The sequence below is a fragment of the Rhizobium sp. 18065 genome (genome assembly GCF_902706095.1).
Classification (GTDB): domain Bacteria; phylum Pseudomonadota; class Alphaproteobacteria; order Rhizobiales; family Rhizobiaceae; genus Allorhizobium.
Window position 1 is genome coordinate 1 of sequence record NZ_CACSJP010000007.1, and the last position, 24,531, is coordinate 24,531.

Below are 24,531 nucleotides of genomic sequence, written 5' to 3' on the forward strand. Positions count from 1 at the left end.
GCCCAGGCCCAGTCTGACGGCGTCCACATCTTGTCGTCGGGCTGTGGTGGAAAATCATGCGCCAGCTGGAAACCCGGCATATGACCGGCCAGAACACGGTGGCCATGCAGGGCACCTTTCGGCGCGCCTGTCGTGCCGGATGTGTAGATCATCAGCGCCGGATCGTCCGGGCCGGAGGCGACAATGTCGAAACTGTCCCGATTCTGCTCGACCAGCGCCGAAAACGAATGCACCGGCGCATCGGCCGGATCGATCGACACGACATGCCTGAGCCCGCCCAGACGCGCCGTGATCGGCGCCAGCCGCGACAGTCCGAATGTGTTCGTCACCACGACCTTGGCACCGGCATTGCTCAGTCGATATTCCAGCGCCTCTTCGCCGAACAGCAAAGCCAGAGGCAGGGCAATCGCCCCCATCTTGTAGATCGCCAGATGCGCGATCACCGTCTCGAAACATTGCGGCAGAAGCAGCGCCACCCGATCGCCCGGCTCGACACCGAGAGAAACCAGCGCCTGGGCAAAGGCCGACGATTGCGCCGCAAGCGCGCCGTAGGTCAGCGAGAGATGCCCACCGTCCATGCAAAAATGTTCGAGGCAGATCCGCTCCGGCTCCCGCAGCGCCCAATCGTCACAGACGGCCCGGCCGATGTTGAAATCAGCCGGAATCTCCCAGCGAAAATCGCGCTGCAACCCCTCGAAGGAGGCGCTAGGCTGTAGCAACATGCCGTTTTTTCCAGGTGTTCATCGCAGAATTGCTAACATCCATCTCGCAACTGCACAATCGCCAAGCGGTTGCAGCGCAGTGCGAAACGGGATGCATTCTCCGAGGAGGCCGGCAGAAGGCCACTGTACTGGATCGCGATCAGGAACCGGAAAGGCAAGAACCTGCGGTCAAGCCTTGGCTGCAGGCATGGCAGCGCTCAGATGCACGAGCAACGCCCTGAGCTCCCCGGCGCGCACGAGTTGGGCCGGCGTGCGTCCGCCGAACGCCTCGAGATGCTGGCTGCGATAAAGCTTTTCGGCAACGGCCGAAGTGCCGGCGATCTTGGCCAGATGGGCCAGCACCAGCGCCTTGGCTTCCGCCGCCGGCACGCTGCCGGCCTCGATCGCGGCGGTGACCTTGGCGACCTTGGCCTGAGCAGACTGCTGCTTCATCGACTTGCGCATGGCAAGCACCGATGGCGTAACCGGCGAAACGACGCTCACGCGCGCCTTACCTTCAGCAGCCTTGCCTTCAGCACCCTTGGCTTCCGTAGCTTTGGCATTCGGCACACCCGCCACCTTCGGCAGCAGCCCGGCATCAACAGTCACCTGGCGAACCGCCTGGCCCATGCGAATTTTCTTGCCGCCTGCGTTGATCTTGCCCGCAGCCTTGATCTTATCTGCCATCTTCGTGCTCTCTCAAGAGAATGCCGGCGCCGCATGATGAACGCCTGAATGCAACAATTGCAGCGATTTCTCGGAATTCATCAGCCATCGCGCAGCCTATGCGACTATCATGGTTCGCAGAAATGTGTCCAGCCATGCGAGGCCGCGTTCTCGTCGCCCGCAGCGCGCACCTTGCCCTTCGACTGCGCGGCGATGCGACGCGACCACGTCCGGCGTCGGCGTCCGTCAGGCGTCTCGGCCGACAACCTCGAAGGCGATGCTCACGGCGCGATTGACGGCTGGTCCGAGCACGGACATATGGGTCTGCCCGGGAAAAAGCTCGAACTCGGTGCGAATGCCGTCGCGAGGACGGTTCAGTCGCTCCGCCATTTCCTGCGCCAGTCCAACCGTCCGCTCGACCGTCTTCTTCTCGAGACGAGCGGCGCCATCAGGATTGCGGGACTGGAACGGCGCAAGCGCATCCCCCTCGTATTCGCCGGCCGACAGATGCAGGAAGATCTGGCCGCCCGCCGGGTGGTCTGTGCGACGCGCTTCGTTGTTGAGGATTTCACTGCCTTCCCAATAGATCGTCGGGCTTGCGGCAATCCAGTTGGAAAACAGGCCCGGTCGGTCGAAAAGGGCGTAGAGGGTGAAAAGACCGCCGAAGGAATGTCCGAAAAGCGATCTGCGGCTCGGATCGAGCTTCACCATATCGGCCAGACGCGGAAGCAGTTGCGCCTCGATGAAGTCGAGCAGCTCCCCCGTACCGCCGATGCGCACGGGCGGCCCGCCTTCGAAATAGGGTGGATAGGATTTGATCGGCGGAGGACCCAGGTCCCAGGCCCGCCGCAGCGCATTGTAGGGCTCGTCGCCCGGATATCCGATCGCCGCGACCACACCCCACTCGACATTGGTTCCGGTTGGGTACGGCGCCTGCGTCACCAGGCTGGCGACGGCAAAGGGAAAGGTTGCATTGCCGTCGGTCGTGACCAGCAGCGGCCAGCCTTCGGCCGGCGACTCGCCTTTCGGCGTGAACAGGAAGATCCGGTAAGGCTCTCCGCCCGCAGCCGGTTGCATGTCGAAATGGACGGTCCCGGGAAAAAGATTGGCATTCTCGGTCATGCTTGCTCCCCAAACATTACAGCCGGCGATTTCACCCGTTTCCGCATCATCGGCCGCGCCTGAAACGCCTGTTCCGGCGCCTCGCATGAGCGCCGGAACAGGGAAGGGACGGCAATGGTCTGGAAGCCGGCGCCGGCTTCAGACGGTTACCACTTGTATTTCAGCGAGCCGAGAACCGTACGGCTCTGGCCGGTATAGCAATAGCCGTCGGTGCAGACTTCTTCGCGTCGGTCGGCGAGGTTCGTTGCGCTGATCGAGAGCGAGAGGCCCTTCAGCTCCGGCGACTTTGCACCGAAGTCGTAGGACAGCGCCGCATCGAAATAGGCGGCGCCGGGGTTCTTGCCGGTGTTGCCGTCGCTGGTGAAGGAATCACTCGTGGCACGGATGCCGGCACCGATACTGAGGCCCGCCATGACTGAGTCATCCGGAACAGCATAGTTCACCCACAGGGATGCGACATGACGCGGAGCCGTGGAAGGCGCATTGCCGATCAGCGTCGGATCGATGTTATCGGTGATTTCGGCATGCGCATAGGTATAGGCCGCGACCAGGCTGATGCCATTGTCGAATTCGTTGCGCCCTTCGAGTTCAAAGCCCGTATAGGTATTCTCACCCGAGTTCTCATAATAGTAGAAGCTTGAATAGCCGGCATATTGCGGCTTGCCGGTTTCCACCAGCTGGTAGACGGCGGCGTTCAACGAGAAGCTCTCGCCGTCCGGTTGATACTTCACGCCTGCCTCGATCTGCCGGCCTTTCGTCGGGTCGAGCACTTCACCGGTGACAGACAGGTTCGTGGATGGCACGAAGGATGTGCCGTAGCTGACATAGGGCGCGATACCATTGTCGAAGAGGTAGAGCAGCCCCAACTGACCTGAGAGGACGCCGTCATCCTTCACATCAGTGGTTCCGGCAACCTTGTCGGTCGATTCCTGATGCGCCCAGTCATAACGGAGACCGCCAACGGCGCGCCAGTTACCGAATTCCATCTGGTCCTGGGCGTAGATGCCGGTCTGGCTGAGGTCGCTGCCGTTGAAGGTATCGAGCGCAGGGATCGCCACGCTGGAGCCGGGTGTGCCCGCAGCCACGCTGCCGCTGCCCATGGCAAAATCGGAGGTGACATAGGTGTAGTCGAGACCCGTCAGCAGCGTGTGGGCAATGCTGCCGGTATCGAACTGGCCTTCGAGCTGGTTATCGATCTGGTAGGTGCGCATGTCGTCCGTCACCGAAGTCGTCGGCCACGTACCATCGGCATTGACGAGGACGCGGTTGAGGTAGTGAGCCGTGAGATCGACATCGCCAACGCGGGCGTTCTGGCGGAAGGTCAGGCCGTTGTCGAACTCATGCTCGAGCTGGTAGCCGAGTTGATATTGCTCGACCTTCTGGCTGTTGAAGTCCGGGTCGGTATAGAGGAAGACGTCATCGCCCTCCAGGTAGCTCCAGGCGCTTGCGGCGGTCTCGCCCTTCTGCGCCAGACCGTAGATCGTGAACGTCGTGTCGTCGCTCGGCTTCCAGGTAAACGACGGCTGCAGGAGATAGCGATCGTCGGCGATGTCGTAACTACCTTCGCCCTCGCGGGCGACGCCGACCATACGGTAGAACAATTCGTCATTGATCGGACCGCCAAAGTCGAAGGCGGCCTGCTTGCGGCCGACGGTGCCGTATTGCAGCTCGACCTCGTGATGGGCTTCCTCGAGCGGCAGCTTGGAGATGCGGTTGACGATGCCGGCAGCGCTCGCCGCGCCGTACATCACCGATACCGGCCCCTTCAGCACCTCGATCCTGTCCAGCGTATAGACTTCGGTCGCGAACGAGCCATAGGTCATGATCGGCTGGCGCAGACCGTCACGGAAGTCGCCGGCGGTCGTCGTTTCGATGCCGCGGATGTAGATCTGGTCGAAGCGCGGGTCATAGCCGAATGCGCCTGTGGTCACGCCGGAGCTGTAGCGCGTTGCCTGGATCATGTCGGTCACGGCGCGTTGTTCCATCTCCTTGCGGGTCACGACGGAAACCGAGCGCGGCGTCTCGACAAGCGGCGTATCCGTCTTCAATGCGGAAGAGGAGCGCTTGGGCACCACGGTATTGTTGTCCTCGCTGGCCGCGTCGGCACTCGACCCATTGACGACGATCGGCGCGAGCTGCGTTGCATCACCAGTCTCGTCCTGTGCAAGAACCGCAACCGGCATGAAAGCAACGGCCATGGCGCCAACCAGTATGGTGGAGCTCAGAAGATGACCATGAGAACGGAGCTGATTGAAAGAAAACGTCATTGCGCGATCCTTTTCGGGAAGCGAAGAATTTCGGAAAGCGACCTGGGAGAGATCACGAATATGTGGAGGCAGCGAAATCGTATCGCTGGGCGGCCTAACGCGCTGAGCGCATGTATATAAACGGAGTTTTCGACGAGCAACTAAAGATGATTAAATTAATCATCTTTAAGGGGAAGACTGGCAAATTTGCAACAATCCGTACCTGGCCCGAAATTGAACAATTGATCTTTGTGCCGTTTACCCGAGCGACAAATGACACGGGGCTGGAGCAGCCGGGACAGCGAAACCATGGCCGTCGTGCGAGTTGTCAACGTGGCACCACACCCGCACCTTATTCCGAGCGCGGATAAAAACTCCAAAAGGGTCAGCAAAAACAGTATCTGGAAAAATGAAGTGGTGCCCCATGCCGGAATCGAACCAGCACTCCTTTCGGAACTCGATTTTGAGTCGAGCGCGTCTACCAGTTCCGCCAATGGGGCACAAAGCGTTAAACGCCGGGTGGACAGCGCCGGACTATACGAAGGAGACCGAGCTGGTCAACCACCTTTTTGCCTGGCGGAGCGATCACACGAAAGTTCCGCTGCAGGATGCCGCAGCGGCCGTGACGGCCATTTACAGCCGTCAGCCGCTTGCATAAAAACGCTCTGCTGAATTCCGGACCGGAAATGCCGCGCCGCCCGGCTCTTTCACCCTCACCGGCTGCCCGGCGCAGCACACGCCTTGCTCATGACCCTGCGGTGTAGATCGCCGCATCGGTCGAACTTGTCATCTGAAGGATATCCGATGCGCCCTGTCGCCTCCCTCGCCAATTCCGACATGGCCATTGCAGGCCTTCTCACCCTCGGCATGGTGATCGTCGTCGGATCCGCTCTCGGCTTTGAGCATATCGGCGGCTATGTGCCCTGTGCGCTCTGCCTGATGCAGAGAAACCCCTATTACATCGGCCTGGGCGTCGGGATTGCCGCACTTGCATCTTCGGCGCTGCGCCCGCCGGTCGTCACCCGCGGGCTGTTTCTTGTCATCGCCGTGCTGATGCTGGTCGGCATGGGGCTCGGCATCTACCATTCCGGCGTCGAGTGGAAATTCTGGGACGGTCCGGCCAGCTGCAGCATCGGCGCGACCGGTGGCGCAACCCCGACCAATGTCCTTGAAGCGCTCAACAGCACCAAGGCGCCGTCCTGCACCGAAGCGACGCTGCGCGTGCTCGGCCTGTCCTTTGCCGGCTGGAACGTGCTGACCAGTGCAGCACTCGCCACCGTCGCCCTCTGGGGCGTGCTGCGCAAGAAGCGCTGACGCGTCAGGGCTGCAGCACCGAATCCCAGTAGAGATAGTCGACCCAGCTGTCATGCAGGTAGTTCGGCGGAAAGCGCCGGCCGTTGTTGTGCAGGTCCTGCACCGTCGGCCGGTAGGGCTTTTGATAAGGGAACATGCTGGCCTGCTTCGGCAGCTTAGATCCCTTGCGCAGATTGCAGGGCGAACAGGCCGCCACGACGTTTTCCCAGGTCGTCTCGCCGCCATGGGCGCGCGGGATGACATGGTCGAAGGTCAGGTCGTCTTCCGAGCCACAATACTGGCACTCGAACTTGTCGCGCAGGAAGACGTTGAAGCGGGTAAAGGCCGGATTGCGCGTCGGCTGCACATAGGTCTTGAGGCTGACGACGCTCGGAAGCCGCATCGAAAAGCTCGGCGAGCAGACCGATTGATCGTATTCAGCGATGATATTCACACGGTCAAGGAAGACCGCCTTGATCGCGTCCTGCCAGGACCAGAGCGACAAGGGATAATAACTCAGTGGCCGGTAGTCGGCGTTCAGAACGAGCGCCGGCAGGGCCTGGGGCGAAACTGCAATCGTCAAGGCGTTCTCCTGATCGATTCGGCATCTGCACTTCTATATTAGGTCCGTTGTTACAGCATTGTGAAGCCCAAATAATGATGGCGCACCGAAGCGGTGCTCAGCGCGGCACCGCCACCCGTCCGGTGATGCCGGCATAATGGGCCCAGAACAGCCGGGCGGCCACCGAACGCCAGGGCGACCAGGCCTCGGTCACCGCCTTGACCTCGGCAATCTCCGGTCGTCGTCCGTCAAACAGCACATGCCCGACAGCGATCCTCAGCGCCACGTCGCCGGCCGGGAAGATATCGGCATGGCCGCCGCAAAACATCAGGTAGACCTCGGCTGTCCAAGGGCCGATGCCCTTCAGCGCGGTCAGCGTCCGAACGGCCTCCGCCGCCGGCAGTGCAGCGATCTTGGCAAGCGCGAGCCGGCCTTCCGTCTCGGCATTCGCCACCGTCCGCAGCGCCTCGACCTTGGCGCGGGAAAGCCCGAAACCGGCAATTCCGGCCGCATCGAGCGCCAGGTAACCGGCGGCGGTCGGGCGCGCGCCCAGTACCATCGTCATCCGCCGCCAGATCGCATCGGCGCTTGCCCGCGACACAACCTGCGATACGATGATCGACGCCAGCCCGGCAAAATCGGCATCAGCCAGCCGCAGCGGCAATTCGCCGCAGCCTTCGGCAATCGGCCGAAGGCCGGGGTCGGCCTCAAGCAGGGCTTCAAGCCCGAAAGCCAGATCCGTCTCGTTGCGGATGATCACCGAATATATCCCATGCTGTATGCCTTGCCGTCTGCGGCCGGTTTCATCGACTGCGATGTTTTGCCGGCGCGACTTTTCTGCGCAACCCCTTTCATGCCAAGTAGGACCATGATCCCGATTGTCCGCAATGAGCCGATCCTGCGTTTTGCCCCCAGCCCCAACGGCCGGCTGCATCTCGGTCACGCACTGTCCGCCCTGACCAATGCCGACATGGCCAGCGCCATGCAAGGCCGCTTGCTGCTGCGCATGGAAGACATCGATCGCTTGCGCTGCACGCCGGAATTCGAACGATCGATCCATGAGGATCTGCACTGGCTGGGTATCGGCTGGCAAAAGCCCGTCCGGCGCCAGTCGAAGCATTTCGCCTTCTACCGCGCAGCCCTCGACGACCTGATTGCCCGTGATCTCGTCTATCCGGCCTTTTTGACCCGCGGCGAGGTCAAGGCCCGGGTTGCAGCAGCCGAGGGTGGTGGCGACATCTGGCCCCGCGATCCCGACGGCGCGCCGCTCTATCCGACGGACGAACGTCATCTGGAGCCATCGATCCGCCGGCAAAACATCGCCGCAGCCGACCGCTATGCCTGGCGTCTCGACATGGACAAGGCCCTGGCCGAGGCCTGCACGGCGCTGCCCGCGCCACTGTCCTGGGAGGAAGCGGGCGATGGCGAAAGGGGCTTGATCGCCGCCGATCCGGCCGCCTGGGGCGATGTCGTCCTGTGGCGCTCCGATGCGCCGTCGAGCTATCACCTTTCGGTCACCCTCGACGATGGCGCACAGGGCATCACCCATGTGGTGCGCGGACTGGATCTGTTTCACGCAACCTCCGTCCACCGGCTGCTGCAGGTGCTGCTCGGCCTGCCGGCCCCGGCCTATCACCACCACCGCCTGATCCTCGGCCCCGATGGCCGCAAGCTGTCAAAGAGCAATGGCAATACCGCGCTCGCGACGCTTCGCGAGGGCGGCGCCAACTCAGCCGATATCCGCCGCCTCGTCGGCCTCTGAGCGCGGCGGCTTGCGGCGCCTGGACGGCACCACGCGGAATTTCAGGAGCGCCGCATTGAATTCGGCGCCGATGATGAAGATGGCGCCGACCATGTAGAGAAACACCAGCACGATCATCACCGAAGCGAGACCCGCATAGGTCGCCGCATAATTGGCGAAACTGGCAAGATACGAGGCAAAGACCAGCGCCCCGACCAGCCAGAGCACCAGCGTCAACAGCACGCCGGGCAGCACGTCGAGGAAACGCCGGTGCCCGGCCGGCAGGCCGAGGTGAAACACCATCAGGCCGATCACCAGCAAGCCGATCGTGCCATAGACGCGCCAGTTGGCGACCGTCGCCAGGAACTCCTTCAGGAACGGGAACCACTTTTCGGCAAAGGCCAGAGCTACCGGCACGGCAACGAGAAGCGCGCTGATGGCGGCCAGCACCACGACCGCGCCAAGCACGAAGCCGAAGGAGACCAGGCGCGTGATGTACCAGGGCCGCGTCTCGGGCACACGGTAGGCCCGGTTCAGCGACACCCGGAGCGCCTCGACGCCGTTGGAGGCGAAATAGGCCGCGGCCAGAACCGAGACCGTCAGCAACCCGCCGCGCGGAATGGTCAGGACTTCCACCACCTGATCCGACAGCGGTTTGGCGATGGTCTCCGGCCAGGTGTCGAAAATGATGTGCACCGCAGTCTCGGCGAACATGTTCGCGCCGAGAAAACCGGCCAGCGCCGTACCGAAGATCAGAAAGGGAAACACCGCAAGCAGCGCCGATAGCGCGACATGGCTCGCCATGGCCCAGCCGTCATCCTCTGAAAAATGGTAGAGGGCATCGTAGCTGACCTTGTAGAGCATGCGGAAGAAAGCCGGCATCCCGTCTCCTTGGTTGCGGCGCGCGATTGTCACGCGCCGACGAATATGGGAAACCCGTTCCCGTTTGTACAGGAACAAGAGGTCTCGTTTGCCCAGCATCATCGTCACCGGCTGTTCGTCCGGCATCGGCGCCTATTGCGCCGAAGCCCTCAAGCGCGACGGCTGGCGGGTTTTCGCCACGGTCCGCAAGCCGGACCAGATGCAAGCGCTCGAAGACAAAGGCATCGAGGCCTTCGTCATGGACTATACCGACACCGACAGCATCGCAAGGCTGGTCGACACCGTCGCCGAGCGCACCGGAGGCCGGATCGATGCGCTGTTCAACAACGGCGCCTATGGCCAGCCGGGCGCGGTCGAGGACCTCTCCACAGACGTTTTGCGCCGGCAATTCGAAACCAATGTCTTCGGCTGGCACGACCTGACGCGGCGGATCATCCCCTTGATGCGCGCCCAGCGTCGCGGCCGCATCGTCCAGTGCTCGTCGATCCTCGGCCTGCTGCCCTATCGCTGGCGCGGCGCCTACACGGCGTCGAAATATGCGCTGGAAGGGCTGAGCCTGACGCTGCGCATGGAACTCGAAGGCAGCGGCATCCAGGTGAGCCTGATCGAGCCCGGGCCGATCGAAAGCCGCTTCACCGCCAATGCTCTGGCAAAGATCCGCGAGAACATCGATCTTGTCCATTCGCCGCACGCCGCAGAATACAGCAAGCAACTGGCGCGGCTCGATGGAAGCGGCCCGGTCAACCGCCACAAGCTCGGACCGGACGCCGTCTACAAAGTCCTGCAGCATGCCTTGACCGCGACGCGCGCGCGCCCACATTACCTCGTAACCAAGCCGGCGAAACAGGGTGCGCTGCTCAAGCGCCTGCTGCCGGCAGACCTCTTCTACAGATTGATGCGATCGCTGGACTGACCAGCACCAACAAGGGCATAAACACGCCATGTCAGCCTTCCTTACTACGCTTACCCTGATCGTCATGGGCCTCGTCGTGATCGTTCTGATGCGCGGCCTTTTCACCATGCTGAAGGGCGGCAGCGGCAATACCTCGAACAAGCTGATGCAGGCGCGTATCGTGCTGCAGGCGATCGCCATTGCGCTGATCATGCTGACGCTGTGGGTCACCGGCGGCGGACGCTGAGAAAACAGATGGTCAAGCTCAACAAGATCTACACCCGCACCGGCGATGACGGCACCACGGCCCTGGTATCGGGTCCACGCCGCCTGAAACACGACCTGCGCGTCGATGCCTATGGCACGATCGACGAGACCAATTCGGCGATCGGCATCGCCCGTTTGCACACCGCCGATCTCCCCGAACTCGACGCGATGCTGATGCGCATCCAGAACGACCTGTTCGATCTTGGCGCCGATCTCGCCGCCCCCGACACCGGCGAGGTGCTGAGTTACGAGCCGCTGCGCATCATCCAGTCCCAGGTCGATCGCATCGAGCAGGAAATCGACGCGGTCAACGCCCGCCTCGACCCGCTGAAATCCTTCATCCTGCCCGGCGGCACCCCTGCTGCTGCCCACCTGCATCTTGCCCGCACCATCGCGCGCCGCGCCGAGCGCATCATGGTCGATCTGTCGCGCATCGAGGGCGAAGAGGTCGGTGGCGCGGCGCTGAAATACATCAACCGGCTGTCCGACTTCCTCTTCGTCGCCGCCCGCCATGCCAATGACGACGGCAAGGCGGATGTTTTGTGGGTGCCGGGGAAGAATAGGTAGCTTTGGGAATTGCGCGGGTATTCGTGCATCCGGGGTTTGTAATTTTGTCGCGTCCTTGTGCCCGGCAACACCCCCCTCTGCCCTGCCGGGCATCTCCCCCACACGGGGGGAGATCGACCGGGGTTGGCCGCTCGACCAACCGGAAATCTTGTGTGTTCGAAGCCGATGCAATGGTGCGATGTCTTGTCGTCCATGTGTTTACCTGAGCAATGCAGTCCATTGCTCTCCCTTGCGCCGAGGTCTCGGCGATCTCCCCCCGTGTGGGGGAGATGTCGGCGGAGCCGACAGAGGGGGGCGAACTGGCACTGACGGTTTCTGCTTAACCTGTCGGCGTCATGCTCAAACTTCAAAACCTTCAAAAATCCCATGCCAAACCACCGGTCGGATTGTCCTCCTCCGGGGATAGCGTGTCAGTCTCGGACAGGGCGCCAGAAGCAACCTGATTGAATAATTTATATGGCTCCTTCCGGCGCCCCGTTCGGCGATTTTTGCCGGTTGCATGCGTCTCTCTGGCAAGGCGGCTCTGGCTTTGAGACCGAAGTCTCGTCGTCAACCGGGCTTGGGTCCGGAACGCCTGGTTGAGACGTCCTGGCCGGGTGCCCGGGAGGTTTCAGGTTCTCGGCGGATGTGCGCACATCCCGACCTGACCCTCGCCCGGGGAGCGGGTCATTTGCGACCATAGCTCCCGCCGTCTTTGTCACCGGACCCGATCAATCAATCACTCAATCAATCAGCCAGGTCCGGCGCCTTGTTTGTGTGCCGCTGAGGCACGCCCGATGGCCGTTGGGATCGAGGTTGGCTCAAACCATCCGAGGTCTTTGCCATCCATCATCCCTCCACCAGAGGGAGACCGTTGCATCCGGCCCGGAGGGTCTGGCCTGCGACAGCCGCGCCCTCCGGCGCCGGTTCCGCTTCGCCGGGCTCGCAACACCCGGTGTATCCGAAGGCGGAACGGGGAGAGTATGGCACGGCTCAAAACCAGGGGGATGAAATGGGGTGCGTTTTATTGAAAAGACTGGGGGAATTGGAAAAGTCATCCCCGCGACAGGTGCGGAATGCGACAATGCCTTGCAGACCCCTGTTGCGCACATCACACATCGGCTAGGCTGGCCACCAACCGAAAGCCAGGCGCGACGAGGCACGATGTTTATTCCATTGCATGATCGCAACGCGCTGAAGCATATCAAACGGCAATATGTGACCCTTGGGCTGATCACTGCCAATGTGGTGGTCCATGTATTGACCCTGATGATGCCGGAAAAGCTGCTGGAGATGTGTATCTACGGCCTGGGTTTCATTGCAGCGGTTGTTTTCGATTTTGCCGATCTCGACCCCTCTCTGGTACTGGTTCCGGAAGACAGCACCTATGTGACCTATGCCTTCCTGCATGCCAGCTGGCTGCATTTCGGCTCGAACATGCTGTTCCTCTGGGTGTTCGGCGACAATGTCGAGGACGCGCTCGGGCATTGGCGGTTTCTGCTGTTCTATCTCGTTTGCGCCGCGGCCGGTGCGCTGGTGCATGGACTGCTCGCACCGACTTCTCAGGCGCCGCTGATCGGCGCATCGGGTGCGGTCTCCGGCGTGGTCGCGGCCTATCTGATGCTGCACCCGAAGGTGCGCGTCTGGGTGCTGGTGCTGATGCGCTTCCCGCTGCCGTTGCCCGCCTTCATTCCGCTGGCGCTGTGGATCGGCCAGCAGTTTTTCATGCTGCTGTTCAACGCGGACAGCAATGTCTCCTTTGGCGCCCATGTCGGTGGCATCATCGCCGGCGCCCTGCTGGTGCTCGTGCTTCGCCGCCCCGGCGTGCCGCTGTTCGATCGCACCATCGTCACGCCGCGCGCCGTCGAGCACCGGGAAAGCCCCATGGCCGAAGTCGTTGTTCCGGCGCCAGCACAGCCGACGGCCCGGACCACGCCCCGGGTCAGCCATTGGGGACGATGAACCGCATGCGGCGTGCCGCTTATTGACGTGAACGTAAACGTCAATTATTGCTGTCATCAAACGCCGCGGCAATCGGCGTCAGGCGTTGTGTTTGGACAAAAAATGCGTATCGATGTCGCCAATCGACAAACGGCGGACCGCTTTCAAGCGCATTTTCCGGCGGAAAGCAGTGAAGGAAGGAACCCATGAAAATCCTAGTGACCGTAAAGCGGGTTGTTGACTACAACGTGAAGATCCGGGTGAAGCCGGATGGCACCGGCGTCGAGCTGGCCAACGTCAAGATGTCGATGAACCCCTTCGACGAAATCTCCGTCGAGGAAGCACTGCGCCTGAAGGAAGCCGGCAAGGCCACGGAAGTGGTCGTCGTGTCGATCGGCCCGGCCAAGGCGGAAGAAACGCTGCGCACGGCGCTGGCCATGGGCGCCGACCGCGCCATCCTGGTCGAGACCGATGACGCCGTCGAGCCGCTTGCCGTCGCCAAGATCCTCAAAGGCGTCGTCGAAGCCGAACAGCCGGGCCTGGTGATCACCGGCAAGCAGGCAATCGATGACGACTCGAACCAGACCGGCCAGATGCTGTCTGCCCTGCTCGGCTGGAGCCAGGCAACCTTCGCCTCCAAGCTCGACCTCGGCGCCGACAAGGCGACCGTGACCCGCGAAGTCGATGGCGGCTTGCAGACGATTGACGTCAAGCTGCCGGCAATCGTCACCACCGACCTGCGCTTGAACGAGCCGCGCTACGCCTCGCTGCCGAACATCATGAAGGCGAAGAAGAAGCCGCTCGACAAGAAGTCGCCTGCCGATTTCGGCGTCGACACGGCGGCCCGCCTGAAGGTGCTGAAGACCGAGGAGCCGTCGGGCCGCAAGGCCGGCGTCAAGGTCAAGAGCGTCGCCGAACTGGTCGACAAGCTCAAGAACGAAGCCGGCGTGCTGTAAGCGGAACGCATAGGAGATTACGAAAATGGCCATTCTTCTTCTGGCAGAACATGATAACGCAACCCTGTCCGACCAGACCGCCAAGACACTGACGGCCGCCGCCAAGATTGGCGGCGACGTGCATGTGCTGGTCGCGGGTGCCGGCGCCAAGGCAGCCGCCGACGCGGCCGCCAAGCTGTCGGGCGTCACCAAGGTACTGCTCGCCGACGACGCAAGCCTTGCCAACAACCTCGCAGAGCCGCTGGCGGCCCTCATCGTTTCGCTTGCCGGCAGCTATGACACGATCATCGCGCCTGCGACATCGGTCGGCAAGAACGTCCTGCCGCGCGTCGCAGCCCTGCTCGACGTGATGCAGGTCTCGGAAATCATCGAAGTGGTGTCCGCCGATACCTACAAGCGTCCGATCTATGCCGGTAACGCCATCCAGACCGTGCAGTCGACCGACGCCAAACGCGTGATCACTGTGCGCACCGCCTCGTTTGCTGCCGCGACTGAAGGTGGTTCCGCGGCCGTGGAAACGATAGCAGCCGTTGCCAATCCGGGCCTGTCGACCCATGTCTCGGACGCGCTGTCGTCTTCGGACCGTCCGGAACTGACCTCGGCCAAGATCATCATCTCGGGTGGTCGCGCCCTGGGTTCGTCGGAAAAGTTCCAGCAGGTCATCCTGCCGGTGGCCGACAAGCTCGGTGCGGCCGTCGGCGCGTCGCGTGCCGCAGTCGATGCCGGCTATGCGCCGAACGACTGGCAGGTCGGCCAGACCGGCAAGGTGGTTGCCCCGCAGCTCTACATCGCCTGCGGTATCTCCGGTGCCATCCAGCATCTCGCCGGCATGAAGGACTCGAAGGTCATCGTCGCGATCAACAAGGACGAGGAAGCCCCGATCTTCCAGGTGGCCGACTACGGCCTTGTCGCCGATCTCTTCGAAGCCCTGCCGGAGCTTGAAAAGGCGCTTTGATCCGCTCTCCTTCGCAACCGCGAAAGGGCTGGAAAAACACCCGGCATGGGTCTATCAATTGCCGGGCTCGCGAAAGCGGGCCCGGCAATTTTGTGAAGACATTCATCTTTGCGAAGAACTTTGAATTCGATGGGTAGGAGAGCGGGATGACGACGACGATCAGCAATGTAGGCGTGGTGGGTGCGGGCCAGATGGGTTGCGGCATCGCCCAGGTTTCGGCCATCGCCGGCTACAAGGTCCACATCTACGATCTCGCCAAGGAGCGCATCGAGGCCGGCCTTGCCACCATCCACGGCAATCTTGCCCGCCAGGTCGCCAACGGCAAGCTGACCGAAGACGAACGCAAGGCGGCACTCGCCCTGATTTCCGGTTCGAGCGACATCAACGACATGGCCGCCACCGACCTCGTCATCGAGGCGGCGACCGAGGACGAGACCGTCAAGCGCAAGATCTTCGCCCTGCTCTGCCCGGTCTTGAAGCCCGAAGCGCTGCTCGCCACCAATACCTCGTCGCTGTCGATCACCCGTCTGGCCTCGGCGACCGACCGGCCGGAACGTTTCATGGGCATCCACTTCATGAACCCGGTGCCGGTGATGAAGCTGGTCGAACTGGTCCGCGGCATCGCCACCGGCGAAAATACCTTCGAGACGGCGAAGACCTTCGTCCGCTCGCTCGACAAGACGATCACCGTTGCCGAAGACTTCCCGGCCTTCATCGTCAACCGCATCCTGCTGCCGATGATCAACGAGGCGATCTATACGCTTTACGAAGGCGTCGGCTCGGTCGAGGCGATCGACACGGCGATGAAGCTCGGCGCCAACCATCCGATGGGTCCGCTGCAGCTGGCCGACTTCATCGGCCTCGACACCTGTTTGTCGATCATGCAGGTGCTGCATGACGGCCTGGCGGACTCGAAATATCGCCCCTGCCCGCTGCTGGTCAAATATGTCGAGGCCGGCTGGCTGGGACGCAAGTCCGGCCGCGGCTTCTACGACTATCGCGGCGAAGTGCCGGTTCCGACGCGCTGACGGTACGCGCCTTGCTGATCGAGGCATTCAAGACTATATTTGCGGAGTGAGAGGCGAGCTTTCGCCCGCCCCTCTGGTTTACTGACGGAATGTGACCCGCACGGCAGCTTGCCACCCCGTGCGGGTTTTCCGTATCGTAAACGTGATGCTAAATGGTTTTGGCCACATAGATCACCCTCCAATTGCGCGGCGAGGCCATCGCCCTGGTCGGAGTGGCCTATCCTCTCCGATGCGTCTGGCAGAACGCGTCTGCTTTCGCCGCACAACCATCGGGAGAATAGCGCAAAGCCTGCCCTCGTCCAGAGGCAGGAATTCTGCAGTCAGGCGCCGGCGGCAGCCGCGATCAGCGCCTTGGCATCCGGACTGTCCCAGGCGGCCGGGCCGTTCATCGAACCGAGCAGGCAGCCCTTTTCGTCAATCAGCAGCGTCGCCGGCAGACCGAAGGCAAGGCCCTGCTTCTTCAGGCTGTTGAACACGCCCATCGAGGCGTCGCGGTAAAGCCCGAGCGCATGAACGCCGGTTTCCTCGAGAAACGCCTTCGGCTTTTCAGCGTCGCCATTGTCGATATTGATCGCCAGAACCTGGAAACGATCGCCGCCAACCGCAGTCTGCAGGTTGTTCAGCGCCGGCATTTCCTCCCGGCACGGCACGCACCAGGTCGCCCAGAGATTGAGCAGCACGGTCTTGCCGGCAAAATCGGCCGTCGTCATCGGCTTGTCGGCGGCATCGCGGAACGACAGACCTTCGATCAGTTTTGGCGCGTCGACCGGCACCATCGCCGCCACATCTCCGGTCATGTAGGAGGTCAGGGCGCTGGCGCGGGCGACCGAACCCTCGCATTGGCCGGCAACTGCCGTCTCCGCGCCATTGCCAGACACCGTCTGCTTCACGTATACCGCTGCCGCGCCGGCGATTACGCCGGCAATCGCCGCAATCGCAACCAGCTTGACGGGGAAGAGGCCGGACGGTCTTTTTTCAGTCATGTCATTCTCCAGGATAGGCATTTCATGGCCGAGGACATCAAGGACAGCAAATCCTCCAACCAGATGTGGGGCGGTCGCTTCGCCTCCGGCCCGGCAGCCATCATGGAGGAGATAAATGCCTCGATCGGTTTCGACAAGAAGCTTTACGCCCAGGACATCCGCGGCTCTATAGCGCATGCGACCATGCTGGCGCATCAAGGCATTATCGGCGCCGAAGACAAAGACAAGATCGTTCACGGCCTGAACACGATCCTGTCAGAGATCGAGGCCGGCCAGTTCATCTTTTCGCGCAAGCTCGAAGACATTCACATGAACATCGAGGCGCGCCTGGCAGACCTGATCGGCCCGGCTGCCGGCCGGCTGCACACGGCCCGCTCGCGCAACGACCAGGTGGCGCTCGACTTCCGCCTCTGGGTCAAGGAAGAGTTGCAGAAGACGGAACAGGCCTTGACCGGCCTGATCGCCGCCTTTCTCGACCGCGCCGAAGAACATGCCGACACAGTCATGCCCGGCTTCACCCATCTCCAGACGGCGCAGCCGGTGACCTTCGGCCACCACTGCATGGCCTATGTCGAGATGTTCGGCCGCGACCGTCAGCGTGTGCGCCACGCGATCGAGCACCTCGACGAAAGCCCGATCGGGGCCGCAGCCCTGGCCGGCACCGGCTATCCGATCGACCGCCACATGACGGCCAAGGCGCTCGGTTTCCGCGAGCCGACCCGCAACTCGATCGACACAGTGTCGGACCGCGATTTTGCGCTCGAATTCCTGTCGATCGCCTCGATTGCCGCTGTGCATCTGTCGCGTCTCGCCGAGGAAATCGTCATCTGGTCGACGCCGCAATTCGGCTTCATCCGCCTGTCGGATGCCTTTTCGACCGGCTCGTCGATCATGCCGCAGAAGAAGAACCCGGATGCCGCCGAACTGGTGCGCGCCAAGACCGGCCGGATCAACGGTTCGTTGATCGCCCTTCTGACCATCATGAAGGGCCTGCCGCTCGCCTATTCGAAGGATATGCAGGAAGACAAGGAACAGGTCTTCGACGCAGCCGAGAGCCTGGAACTGGCAATCGCCGCGATGACCGGCATGGTCCGCGACATGACGATCCGCACCGACCGCATGAAGGCGGCGGCCGGCTCGGGTTATTCGACCGCGACCGATCTTGCCGACTGGCTTGTGCGCGAGGCGGGTCTGCCCTTCCGCGACGCCCACCATGTCACCGGCCGCGCCGTGGCGCTGGCCGAGAGCAAGAGCTGCGATCTGGCCGAACTTTCGCTGGAAGACCTGCAGGGCATCCATGCGGCGATCACAGACGACGTCTTCAACGTCCTGACAGTCGAGGCCTCGGTCGCCAGCCGCAAGAGCTTCGGCGGCACAGCACCTTCGGAAGTCAGGAAGCAGATCGCCTGGTGGCGTGCCAGAAACTAGACACGAAACTGAACACGTAGCTGCACAGGCAACCGATCACGCAGGCGTCAGGTATTCATCACCAGAATCAGGGTGCACAAGCGCCCTGTCTTTCGCTAGAGCCTTTGGACAACATAATTCGATGGATTGGATCATGGTGAAAACGCTTAACCGCCCGACGATCGCCGTTTCTCTGCTGCTGGCAGCAATGCTCGCGCTTTCCGGCTGTGGCCGCAAGGGCGACCTTGATCCGCCGAGCACGCCGGTCGACCAGCAGAACAAGCGCGACTCGAAACCGCAAGCGACGCCCGACACGCCTTTCCTCCTCGATCCGCTCCTTTGACAGGTCTTTCCCGGTGAACCATTTCGACTATCGCGACGGCGTCCTCTATGCCGAGGACGTGGCCATCCCCGAGATCGCCCGCGCCGTCGGCACGCCTTTCTATTGTTATTCGACGGCAACATTGGAACGCCATTACAAGGTCTTTTCCAAGGCCTTCGATGGTGTCGACGCGCTCGTTTGTTATGCGATGAAGGCCAATTCCAACCAGGCCGTGCTGAAGACGCTGGGCCGCCTCGGCGCCGGTGTCGACGTAGTCTCGGAAGGCGAACTGCGCCGTGCGCTCGCCGCCGGCATTCCGCCGTCACGGATCATGTTCTCCGGCGTCGGCAAGACGCCAAGCGAAATGGATCTCGGGCTTGAAGCCGGGATCTACTGCTTCAACGTCGAGAGCGAGCCGGAACTGGAGATCCTCAACCAGCGTGCCATCAAGGCCGGCAAGCGGGCCCATGTCTCCTTCCGCATCAATCCCGATGTCGACGCCAAGACCCATGCCAAGATCTCGACCGGCAAGAAGGAAAACAAGTTCGGCATTTCCTACGAGCGCGCCCGCGCCGTCTATGCCCGTGCGGCCACCCTCGAGGGTATTCAGGTCAGCGGCATCGACATGCATATCGGCAGCCAGATCACCGACCTACAGCCGTTCGAGGACGCCTTCCGGCTGCTGCGCGAACTGGTCGAGGCCCTGCGCGCCGACGGCCATGCCATCGACCATGTCGATGTCGGCGGTGGTCTCGGCATTCCCTACAAGGACGACAACAACCCGCCGCCGGAACCGGAGGCCTATGCGAAGATCGTCAAGGACCAGCTGGCGCGACTGAACTGCAAGATCGTCACCGAGCCCGGCCGCCTGCTGGTCGGCAATGCCGGCATTCTGGTCACCGAAGTGATCTATGTGAAGGACGGCGGCAACAAGACGTTCGTCATTGTCGATGCGGCGATGAACGACCTGATCCGCCCGACGCTCTACGAGGCTTATCACGAGGTCCGGCCGGTGATCCTGTCTGCTGCCAGCGCGCCGCGCATTCGTGCCGACGTCGTCGGCCCTGTCTGCGAGACCGGCGACTATCTGGCGCTGGACCGGGAAATGAGCATGCCGAAGCCCGGTGACCTGATGTCGGTCGGCTCGGCCGGTGCCTATGGCGCGGTTCAGGCCGGCACCTACAACACCCGCCGGCTGATCCCGGAAGTGCTGGTCAAGGGCAGCGAATTCCATGTGATTCGCCCTCGCCCGAGCTATGAAGAACTGATTGCGCTCGACTCGGTTCCCGACTGGCTCGACTGATCAGAGCGATTCGGTTTCCAACGGATCCGAATGGCTCGGCGTTCACATTTCAGCGATATGGCGGGAAAAACCACCGGCTTTCCCGCCTCGCCCTCGTCTTCGCCACAAAGCCTGCTATCTTCGAGCCTTGAGGCCGTCATGCGGCGGCCTGTGCACTCGGAGACCTGACGGATGCCGCAATCCCGCCCGGCCGGCCAACGGAAAGGCGCGTTCAAGACAGATCCTGCTCTCGCGCGCCGGGTTGGTTTCAAGCGCCTGCTGGCACGGCTTGTGCTGTTTGCCGAACGCCTCCTGCCGCTGTTTCTCCCGGTTGCCGGCATTGCCGCCCTTTTCGTTTCGCTTGCCTGGTTCGGCGTCTATCGCGAACTCCCGGAATATCTGCGCCTCGCGCTGGTCTTTGTCCTGATCTTCGCACTTGTCGCTTCTCTCTTGCCTTTCCTGCGATTGAAACTGCCAACGACCGGGGAAGCCGACCGGCTGCTGGAAGAGCGCAATGGCCTGCCGCACCAGCCGGTCGCGGTGCAGGACGACGAACCCGCCTTCGAGACGCCGTTTGCCCGTGCGCTCTGGCAGGAACACCAGCGCCGCATGGCCGAGCGCATTGCAGCCCTTGACACCGGCCTGCCGCAGCCGGACATCGCCCGTTTCGACCGCTATGCCCTGCGGGCGATCCCGGCACTGCTGTTTGTGACCGCACTTGCCTATTCCGGCTCGAACGGCGCCGGCACGATCGCCGATGCCTTCCGCCAGCATGTCGCCGAAAACCAGACGCCGGACATGCGCATCGATGCCTGGATCACGCCCCCAGCCTATACTGGCCAGGCCCCGGTCTTCCTGTCGGGCCTCGGCACCCAGGACGAAAACGGCGTCAGCGTGCCGCAACATTCGAAGATCACCGTGCGCATCAGCGGCGGGGCCGCCGACGAGAAGGTCTTCTATCGCAAGGCAGTCGACGGCACGGTGATCGAGGTCGCGGCCAAGGAAGAGGCTGTGGCGGGCGCCGCGGCAGGGTCGCAAGCGTCGAGCAACCCGCCTCCGGCACCCGCAGCGCCGCTTGCCGCCCGCACCCACGAACTGGAGCTGGCCGATGCCGGCCAGTTGCGTGTTGGCCAGCGCCAGTGGACCATTCAGGTGACACCGGACAAGGCCCCCGAGATCGCCTTCGACGGCACGCCGCGCCGCGCGATCAACGGCGCGATGGAAATCGCCTTCACCGCCAAGGACGATTATGGCCTGCAGAAAGCCCATGCGGAGATCGTGCCGCTGGAAACCAAGCCCGGCGCCACGCCGCTTTATCCGCAGCCGGACTACAAGCTTGACCTGCCGCGCCACAATGTCCGCGAAACAAAGGGCGTCGCCAGCCGCAACATCACCGAGCATCCCCTGGCGGGCGCCAAGGTGTCGATCACGCTGGTTGCTACCGATGGCGCAGGACAGGTCGGCCGCAGCCCGCCTGTGGAAATGATCCTGCCGTCGCGAAACTTCTCGGAGAAGCTTGCCGCTGCCGTGGCCGAACAACGGCAGGTCTTTTCGCTCGACACCCGCGCCATGCCGCGGGCCATTGCGCTGAACGAAGCGATCACCCTTCGCGCCGACGAGACCATCCCAAATCTCACCCATTTCCTGCTGATCGAATCGGCCCGCGCCCGCATGCAGCAGGCCAAAGGCACCGAGGCGCTGCAGGAGACCGCGGACTATCTGTGGGAGATCGCGCTCGGCATCGAGGACGGCGACCTGTCGCTGGCCGAAAAGCGGCTGCGCGACGCGCAGAAGAACCTGGCGGACGCGCTGGATCGCGATGCCCCGGACGAGGAAATAAAGAAGCTGATGGACGAGCTTCGGGCCGCCATGCAGGAATTCATGACCGCCATGGCCGAGCGCATGCAAAACCAGAACGGCGAGCAGCAGAGCGCCCAGAACACCGTGCGCCAGCAGGATCTCGACAATCTGCTCGACCAGCTGGAAAACCTCGCCCGTTCAGGCAACAAGGACGAGGCGCGGCAACTGCTCAACGAACTCAGCCGCATGATGAACAACATGCAGGCCGGGCGCCCGCAGCGCGGCGGCGAGCAGCAGAACAGCGAAGCGCGCAAGCAGATCGACAAGCTCGGCGAAATCATGCAGCAGCAGCAGCGGCTGATGGACGAGACATTCAAGCTGGACCAGGCGCTGAGGGACCGCATGCAGCGCGGCGACCCGGGCGAAGGCGAAGAGGGCGAACAGCAGCAGGATCCGCAGGCGCAGGGCGAGCAAGGCCAGGACGGCCAACAGGGTGAGCAGGACACCGACCAGATGACGGCCGAACAGCTGCGCGAGGCGCTGAAGAACCTGCGCCAGCAGCAGGAAGGCCTCGGCAAGCAGCTCGGCGAATTGCAGGAAGGCCTGAAAGGCCTCGGCCTGGATCCCGGCGAAGGTTTCGGCCAGGCGCAGGGTGAAATGAAGGGTGCCGGCGAAGCACTTGGCAAGAGCCAGGGCGACCGTGCCGTCGAAGGCCAGGGCCGCGCGCTGGAAGCATTGCGCCAGGGTGCGCGCGACATGATGGGCCAGATGATGCAGGCCATGCAGGGCCAGCAGGGCGAAGGCCAGCAGATGGGTCAGGGCAACCAGAACGGCCGTGATCCGCTCGGCCGGCCGCGCGCCACGTCAGGCCCGGACTTCGGCGAAAGAGTGAGGGTGCCGGACGAGATCGACGTGCAGCGCGCCCGCGAAATTCTCGAGGCGATCCGCGAAAAGCTCGGCCAGAATTCCAGCCCGGAGCTGGAACGGCGTTATCTCGAGCGACTGCTCGAGATCCAGTAGAATTTCGAAAGAGATACTCAGCCGGCGAGAGCGCTGGCGACGGCCGCACGGATATCGGTCAGCGCGAAAGGTTTCGGCACCACGTCGATGATCTTCGAGGCGAGGTCATCGGCGCGTTCGCGCTGTTCGGCATAGCCGGTCATCAGCAGGATCTTCAGCTCGGGAAAATGGGACGAGGCCCGGTGGGCAAGCTCGATGCCGTCCATGACCGGCATGCGGATATCCGACAGAAGCAGGTCAAAAGGTTCTTCGCAGAGCAAAGCCAGACCTTCTTCGCCATCGGCGGCTTCGCTGGTTTCGTGGCCATCGAGACGCAGGGCGCGGGCAACGAAGGTACGCAGCGAATCTTCGTCTTCGGTGATCAAGATTCTCGCCATGATTGCATTCAACTCCCGCGATCCGTTTCCGTGCCCGTCAGGGCAAATCAACAGAGTTTCCTTGTCGAGAGGTAAACGCGGGACACACGGTCCCGCGCCATGGTTAACAAGCGGTCAGTGACAGAAGGCCAGATGTCGCGAAACGGAACGCCTCAGGCGTCGCCGGTGACAACACCGACATAGGGCAGTTCGCGGAACGCATAGGCCACGTCCATGCCGTAGCCGACGACGAAATAGTCGGGGCATTCGAAACCGACGAAATCGGCCTCAAACACTTCTTTGCGCTTCACTTTCTTGTCGAGAAGCACGGCGATGGTGACATTGGCCGCGCCGCGCTCGTACATCAGTTCCTTGGCGAACAGCAGCGTGCGGCCGGACTCGAGAATATCGTCGATGAGCAGCACATTGCGGCCCTTCACGTCACTGTCGATGTCCTTGATGATCCTGACGCCCTGCGACACCGTGCCTGTGCCATAGCTGGACAGGGTGATGAATTCGACTTCCGGCGCAAGCCCGACATCATGCAACGCACGAATGAGATCGGCGGCGAAGATGAACGAGCCCTTGAGCACCGAAATCACCAGAAGATCGTCGCACTGACCCTTCATGATATCGGCAGCAAGCTCGTGATTGCGCTCGGCGATCTGCGCGGCGGTGAACAGGGGTTCGATATTCTTGCCGCGGACGACGGGCATGGACTTCTCCTTGATGATCGGCCGGTTTCGGCCTTCAGCCCGGCAGCCTGAGACTGCCGGAAAGGCAAGCCCTTAGCACAGTCAGGAAGGCGAGACACCCGGATCCTCGAAGGAAAGCCGCAGTTCCGGCGTTTTTCCACCAGGATGCTGGAGCCGGGCGGCAACGCCACGACTGTGGCCGCCATCGAGATCGCTGACCGGCGCATCGATATAGGTGCTGGCGATGATCTGCCCACCGATCAGGAGGTCGGCCCTGAGTTTCGGCAGGCTGACGGTATCGTCCGAGCGGTTTTCGACGATCGCGTTGAGCAGCAGGACCTGCATGCCGTTCTTGTATTGCGGCGTCAGGCTGACATGGGTGATGTCGAGCGGATTGACCATGGCATCGATCGAACCCGAGCCTGAATAGAGCTGTCCCGCGATGCCGAAGATGCTAGCAAAGCAGCCGGCCACGAGAAGGGCGAAACTCATATCGGACAGCCGCTGCAGATGGTGCTCGACCCGGCGCAGCAACGACGTCAGGCCGGTTGCGAAATCCGGGGCAGCCGGAGCGCTCGTCGCCGAAGCCGCCTGGAATTTGGCTCTCTGCGGCGGATCGCGGACCACGACGAAATGGGCATCGACGACATCATTGGCCGTCTGGAAATGCTGGCGCTCGATGCGGCGGCGCGCCCGGTCTGGCGGCAACAGATCCTGGTCCGGGGCCGCTGCCTGCTTTTGGAAACGGAAGGCGTTCATCTCAGCCGTACCTTTCGCACAGCCAATTCCGGATACCCGAAACTCGGCAGTTGAAACGAATCCACTCCAGACGTAAATTCAAATGGTTAATGCTTCGGAAATTTCGGCC

25 protein-coding genes and 1 tRNA gene are annotated in these 24,531 nt (G+C 62.4%); 13 read left to right on the forward strand and 13 right to left on the reverse strand.

The window, feature by feature from the left end:
- The 5 genes from GVK95_RS16635 to GVK95_RS16655 all read right to left on the reverse strand — a co-directional run.
- Positions 1-722, reverse strand: a 722-nt coding sequence (locus GVK95_RS16635; protein WP_159951597.1) for an AMP-binding protein, incomplete at its 3' end; no start/stop codon positions are given.
- Between the two features lie 168 nt (positions 723-890).
- Entirely contained in the window at positions 891-1,388 is a 498-nt protein-coding gene (locus GVK95_RS16640) for a hypothetical protein (RefSeq protein ID WP_159951599.1), read from the reverse strand.
- 225 nt (positions 1,389-1,613) lie between these two features.
- Positions 1,614-2,489, reverse strand: coding sequence for an alpha/beta hydrolase-fold protein (locus GVK95_RS16645; RefSeq protein WP_159951601.1), 876 nt, complete (start codon positions 2,487-2,489; stop codon positions 1,614-1,616).
- Between the two features lie 146 nt (positions 2,490-2,635).
- Positions 2,636-4,756 (reverse strand): TonB-dependent siderophore receptor, encoded by a 2,121-nt coding sequence (locus tag GVK95_RS16650; protein ID WP_159951603.1) that lies wholly within the window; start codon positions 4,754-4,756, stop codon positions 2,636-2,638.
- A gap of 394 nt (positions 4,757-5,150) precedes the next feature.
- A tRNA-Leu gene (locus GVK95_RS16655) sits at positions 5,151-5,235 on the reverse strand.
- A 304-nt stretch (positions 5,236-5,539) separates the two neighbouring features.
- On the opposite strand from GVK95_RS16655, the gene GVK95_RS16660 reads away from it, so the two are divergent.
- Positions 5,540-6,049: a disulfide bond formation protein B gene (locus GVK95_RS16660; protein ID WP_159951605.1), complete on the forward strand. Its 510-nt coding sequence runs from the start codon at positions 5,540-5,542 to the stop codon at positions 6,047-6,049.
- Positions 6,050-6,053: 4 nt separating this feature from the next.
- Here the strand turns inward: GVK95_RS16660 and GVK95_RS16665 are convergent, their stop codons facing one another.
- Positions 6,054-6,611 (reverse strand): HNH endonuclease, encoded by a 558-nt coding sequence (locus GVK95_RS16665; protein ID WP_159951607.1) that lies wholly within the window; start codon positions 6,609-6,611, stop codon positions 6,054-6,056.
- A gap of 97 nt (positions 6,612-6,708) precedes the next feature.
- Positions 6,709-7,350 carry a DNA-3-methyladenine glycosylase 2 family protein gene (locus GVK95_RS16670; protein WP_159951609.1) on the reverse strand — a complete coding sequence of 214 codons (642 nt, stop codon included), beginning with the start codon at positions 7,348-7,350 and terminating at the stop codon, positions 6,709-6,711.
- Between the two features lie 108 nt (positions 7,351-7,458).
- Between GVK95_RS16670 and gluQRS the strand changes: the two genes are divergently transcribed.
- Positions 7,459-8,352, forward strand: a complete 894-nt coding sequence (gluQRS, locus tag GVK95_RS16675) for a tRNA glutamyl-Q(34) synthetase GluQRS (protein ID WP_159951611.1) — start codon at positions 7,459-7,461, stop codon at positions 8,350-8,352.
- Here gluQRS and GVK95_RS16680 read toward each other — a convergent pair.
- A complete protein-coding gene (locus tag GVK95_RS16680; protein WP_159951613.1) occupies positions 8,320-9,213 on the reverse strand; it encodes a YihY/virulence factor BrkB family protein in 894 nt (297 codons plus the stop codon). The two genes, gluQRS and GVK95_RS16680, sit on opposite strands and share 33 nt — an antisense overlap.
- Positions 9,214-9,301: 88 nt before the next feature.
- Here GVK95_RS16680 and GVK95_RS16685 point away from each other — a divergent pair, with 88 nt between their 5' ends.
- The 4 genes from GVK95_RS16685 to GVK95_RS16700 all read left to right on the forward strand — a co-directional run bounded on the left by GVK95_RS16685 (position 9,302) and on the right by GVK95_RS16700 (position 12,880).
- A complete protein-coding gene (locus GVK95_RS16685; protein WP_159951615.1) occupies positions 9,302-10,126 on the forward strand; it encodes an SDR family oxidoreductase in 825 nt (274 codons plus the stop codon).
- A gap of 28 nt (positions 10,127-10,154) precedes the next feature.
- Positions 10,155-10,352, forward strand: a complete 198-nt coding sequence (locus GVK95_RS16690) for a twin transmembrane helix small protein (RefSeq protein ID WP_159951617.1) — start codon at positions 10,155-10,157, stop codon at positions 10,350-10,352.
- Between the two features lie 8 nt (positions 10,353-10,360).
- Positions 10,361-10,939: a cob(I)yrinic acid a,c-diamide adenosyltransferase gene (locus tag GVK95_RS16695; protein ID WP_159951619.1), complete on the forward strand. Its 579-nt coding sequence runs from the start codon at positions 10,361-10,363 to the stop codon at positions 10,937-10,939.
- Between the two features lie 1,143 nt (positions 10,940-12,082).
- Complete coding sequence (locus tag GVK95_RS16700) at positions 12,083-12,880, forward strand: rhomboid family intramembrane serine protease (protein ID WP_159951621.1); 798 nt, start codon at positions 12,083-12,085, stop codon at positions 12,878-12,880.
- Positions 12,881-12,920: 40 nt separating this feature from the next.
- Here GVK95_RS16700 and GVK95_RS16705 read toward each other — a convergent pair whose 3' ends face one another.
- Positions 12,921-13,067 carry a hypothetical protein gene (locus tag GVK95_RS16705; protein WP_159951623.1) on the reverse strand — a complete coding sequence of 49 codons (147 nt, stop codon included), beginning with the start codon at positions 13,065-13,067 and terminating at the stop codon, positions 12,921-12,923.
- On the opposite strand from GVK95_RS16705, the gene GVK95_RS16710 reads away from it, so the two are divergent.
- From GVK95_RS16710 to GVK95_RS16720, 3 genes are all read left to right on the forward strand, one after another.
- The gene (locus GVK95_RS16710) at positions 13,066-13,815 is read left to right on the forward strand and encodes an electron transfer flavoprotein subunit beta/FixA family protein (RefSeq protein ID WP_159951625.1); all 750 of its coding nucleotides are present in this window, start codon (positions 13,066-13,068) and stop codon (positions 13,813-13,815) included. The two genes, GVK95_RS16705 and GVK95_RS16710, sit on opposite strands and share 2 nt — an antisense overlap.
- Before the next feature lie 25 nt (positions 13,816-13,840).
- The gene (locus GVK95_RS16715) at positions 13,841-14,770 is read left to right on the forward strand and encodes an electron transfer flavoprotein subunit alpha/FixB family protein (RefSeq protein WP_159951627.1); all 930 of its coding nucleotides are present in this window, start codon (positions 13,841-13,843) and stop codon (positions 14,768-14,770) included.
- A 146-nt stretch (positions 14,771-14,916) separates the two neighbouring features.
- The gene (locus GVK95_RS16720; RefSeq protein WP_159951629.1) at positions 14,917-15,798 is read left to right on the forward strand and encodes a 3-hydroxybutyryl-CoA dehydrogenase; all 882 of its coding nucleotides are present in this window, start codon (positions 14,917-14,919) and stop codon (positions 15,796-15,798) included.
- Positions 15,799-16,118: 320 nt separating this feature from the next.
- Here GVK95_RS16720 and GVK95_RS16725 read toward each other — a convergent pair whose 3' ends face one another.
- Positions 16,119-16,781 (reverse strand): TlpA disulfide reductase family protein, encoded by a 663-nt coding sequence (locus GVK95_RS16725; protein WP_159951631.1) that lies wholly within the window; start codon positions 16,779-16,781, stop codon positions 16,119-16,121.
- Positions 16,782-16,805: 24 nt separating this feature from the next.
- Here GVK95_RS16725 and argH point away from each other — a divergent pair, with 24 nt between their 5' ends.
- From argH to GVK95_RS16745, 4 genes are all read left to right on the forward strand, one after another.
- Complete coding sequence (gene argH / locus GVK95_RS16730) at positions 16,806-18,209, forward strand: argininosuccinate lyase (protein WP_159951633.1); 1,404 nt, start codon at positions 16,806-16,808, stop codon at positions 18,207-18,209.
- Positions 18,210-18,342: 133 nt separating this feature from the next.
- Positions 18,343-18,531 (forward strand): lipoprotein, encoded by a 189-nt coding sequence (locus tag GVK95_RS16735; RefSeq protein ID WP_200844309.1) that lies wholly within the window; start codon positions 18,343-18,345, stop codon positions 18,529-18,531.
- A 13-nt stretch (positions 18,532-18,544) separates the two neighbouring features.
- A complete protein-coding gene (lysA, locus tag GVK95_RS16740; protein WP_159951635.1) occupies positions 18,545-19,813 on the forward strand; it encodes a diaminopimelate decarboxylase in 1,269 nt (422 codons plus the stop codon).
- A 171-nt stretch (positions 19,814-19,984) separates the two neighbouring features.
- Complete coding sequence (locus GVK95_RS16745) at positions 19,985-22,612, forward strand: TIGR02302 family protein (protein ID WP_159951637.1); 2,628 nt, start codon at positions 19,985-19,987, stop codon at positions 22,610-22,612.
- A gap of 17 nt (positions 22,613-22,629) precedes the next feature.
- On the opposite strand, the gene GVK95_RS16750 is transcribed toward GVK95_RS16745, so the two are convergent.
- The 3 genes from GVK95_RS16750 to GVK95_RS16760 all read right to left on the reverse strand — a co-directional run bounded on the left by GVK95_RS16750 (position 22,630) and on the right by GVK95_RS16760 (position 24,422).
- The gene (locus tag GVK95_RS16750; RefSeq protein WP_159951639.1) at positions 22,630-22,989 is read right to left on the reverse strand and encodes a response regulator; all 360 of its coding nucleotides are present in this window, start codon (positions 22,987-22,989) and stop codon (positions 22,630-22,632) included.
- Between the two features lie 152 nt (positions 22,990-23,141).
- The gene (hpt, locus tag GVK95_RS16755) at positions 23,142-23,684 is read right to left on the reverse strand and encodes a hypoxanthine phosphoribosyltransferase (protein WP_159951641.1); all 543 of its coding nucleotides are present in this window, start codon (positions 23,682-23,684) and stop codon (positions 23,142-23,144) included.
- An 81-nt stretch (positions 23,685-23,765) separates the two neighbouring features.
- Positions 23,766-24,422 carry a hypothetical protein gene (locus tag GVK95_RS16760; protein ID WP_159951643.1) on the reverse strand — a complete coding sequence of 219 codons (657 nt, stop codon included), beginning with the start codon at positions 24,420-24,422 and terminating at the stop codon, positions 23,766-23,768.
- Positions 24,423-24,531: the final 109 nt, after the last annotated feature.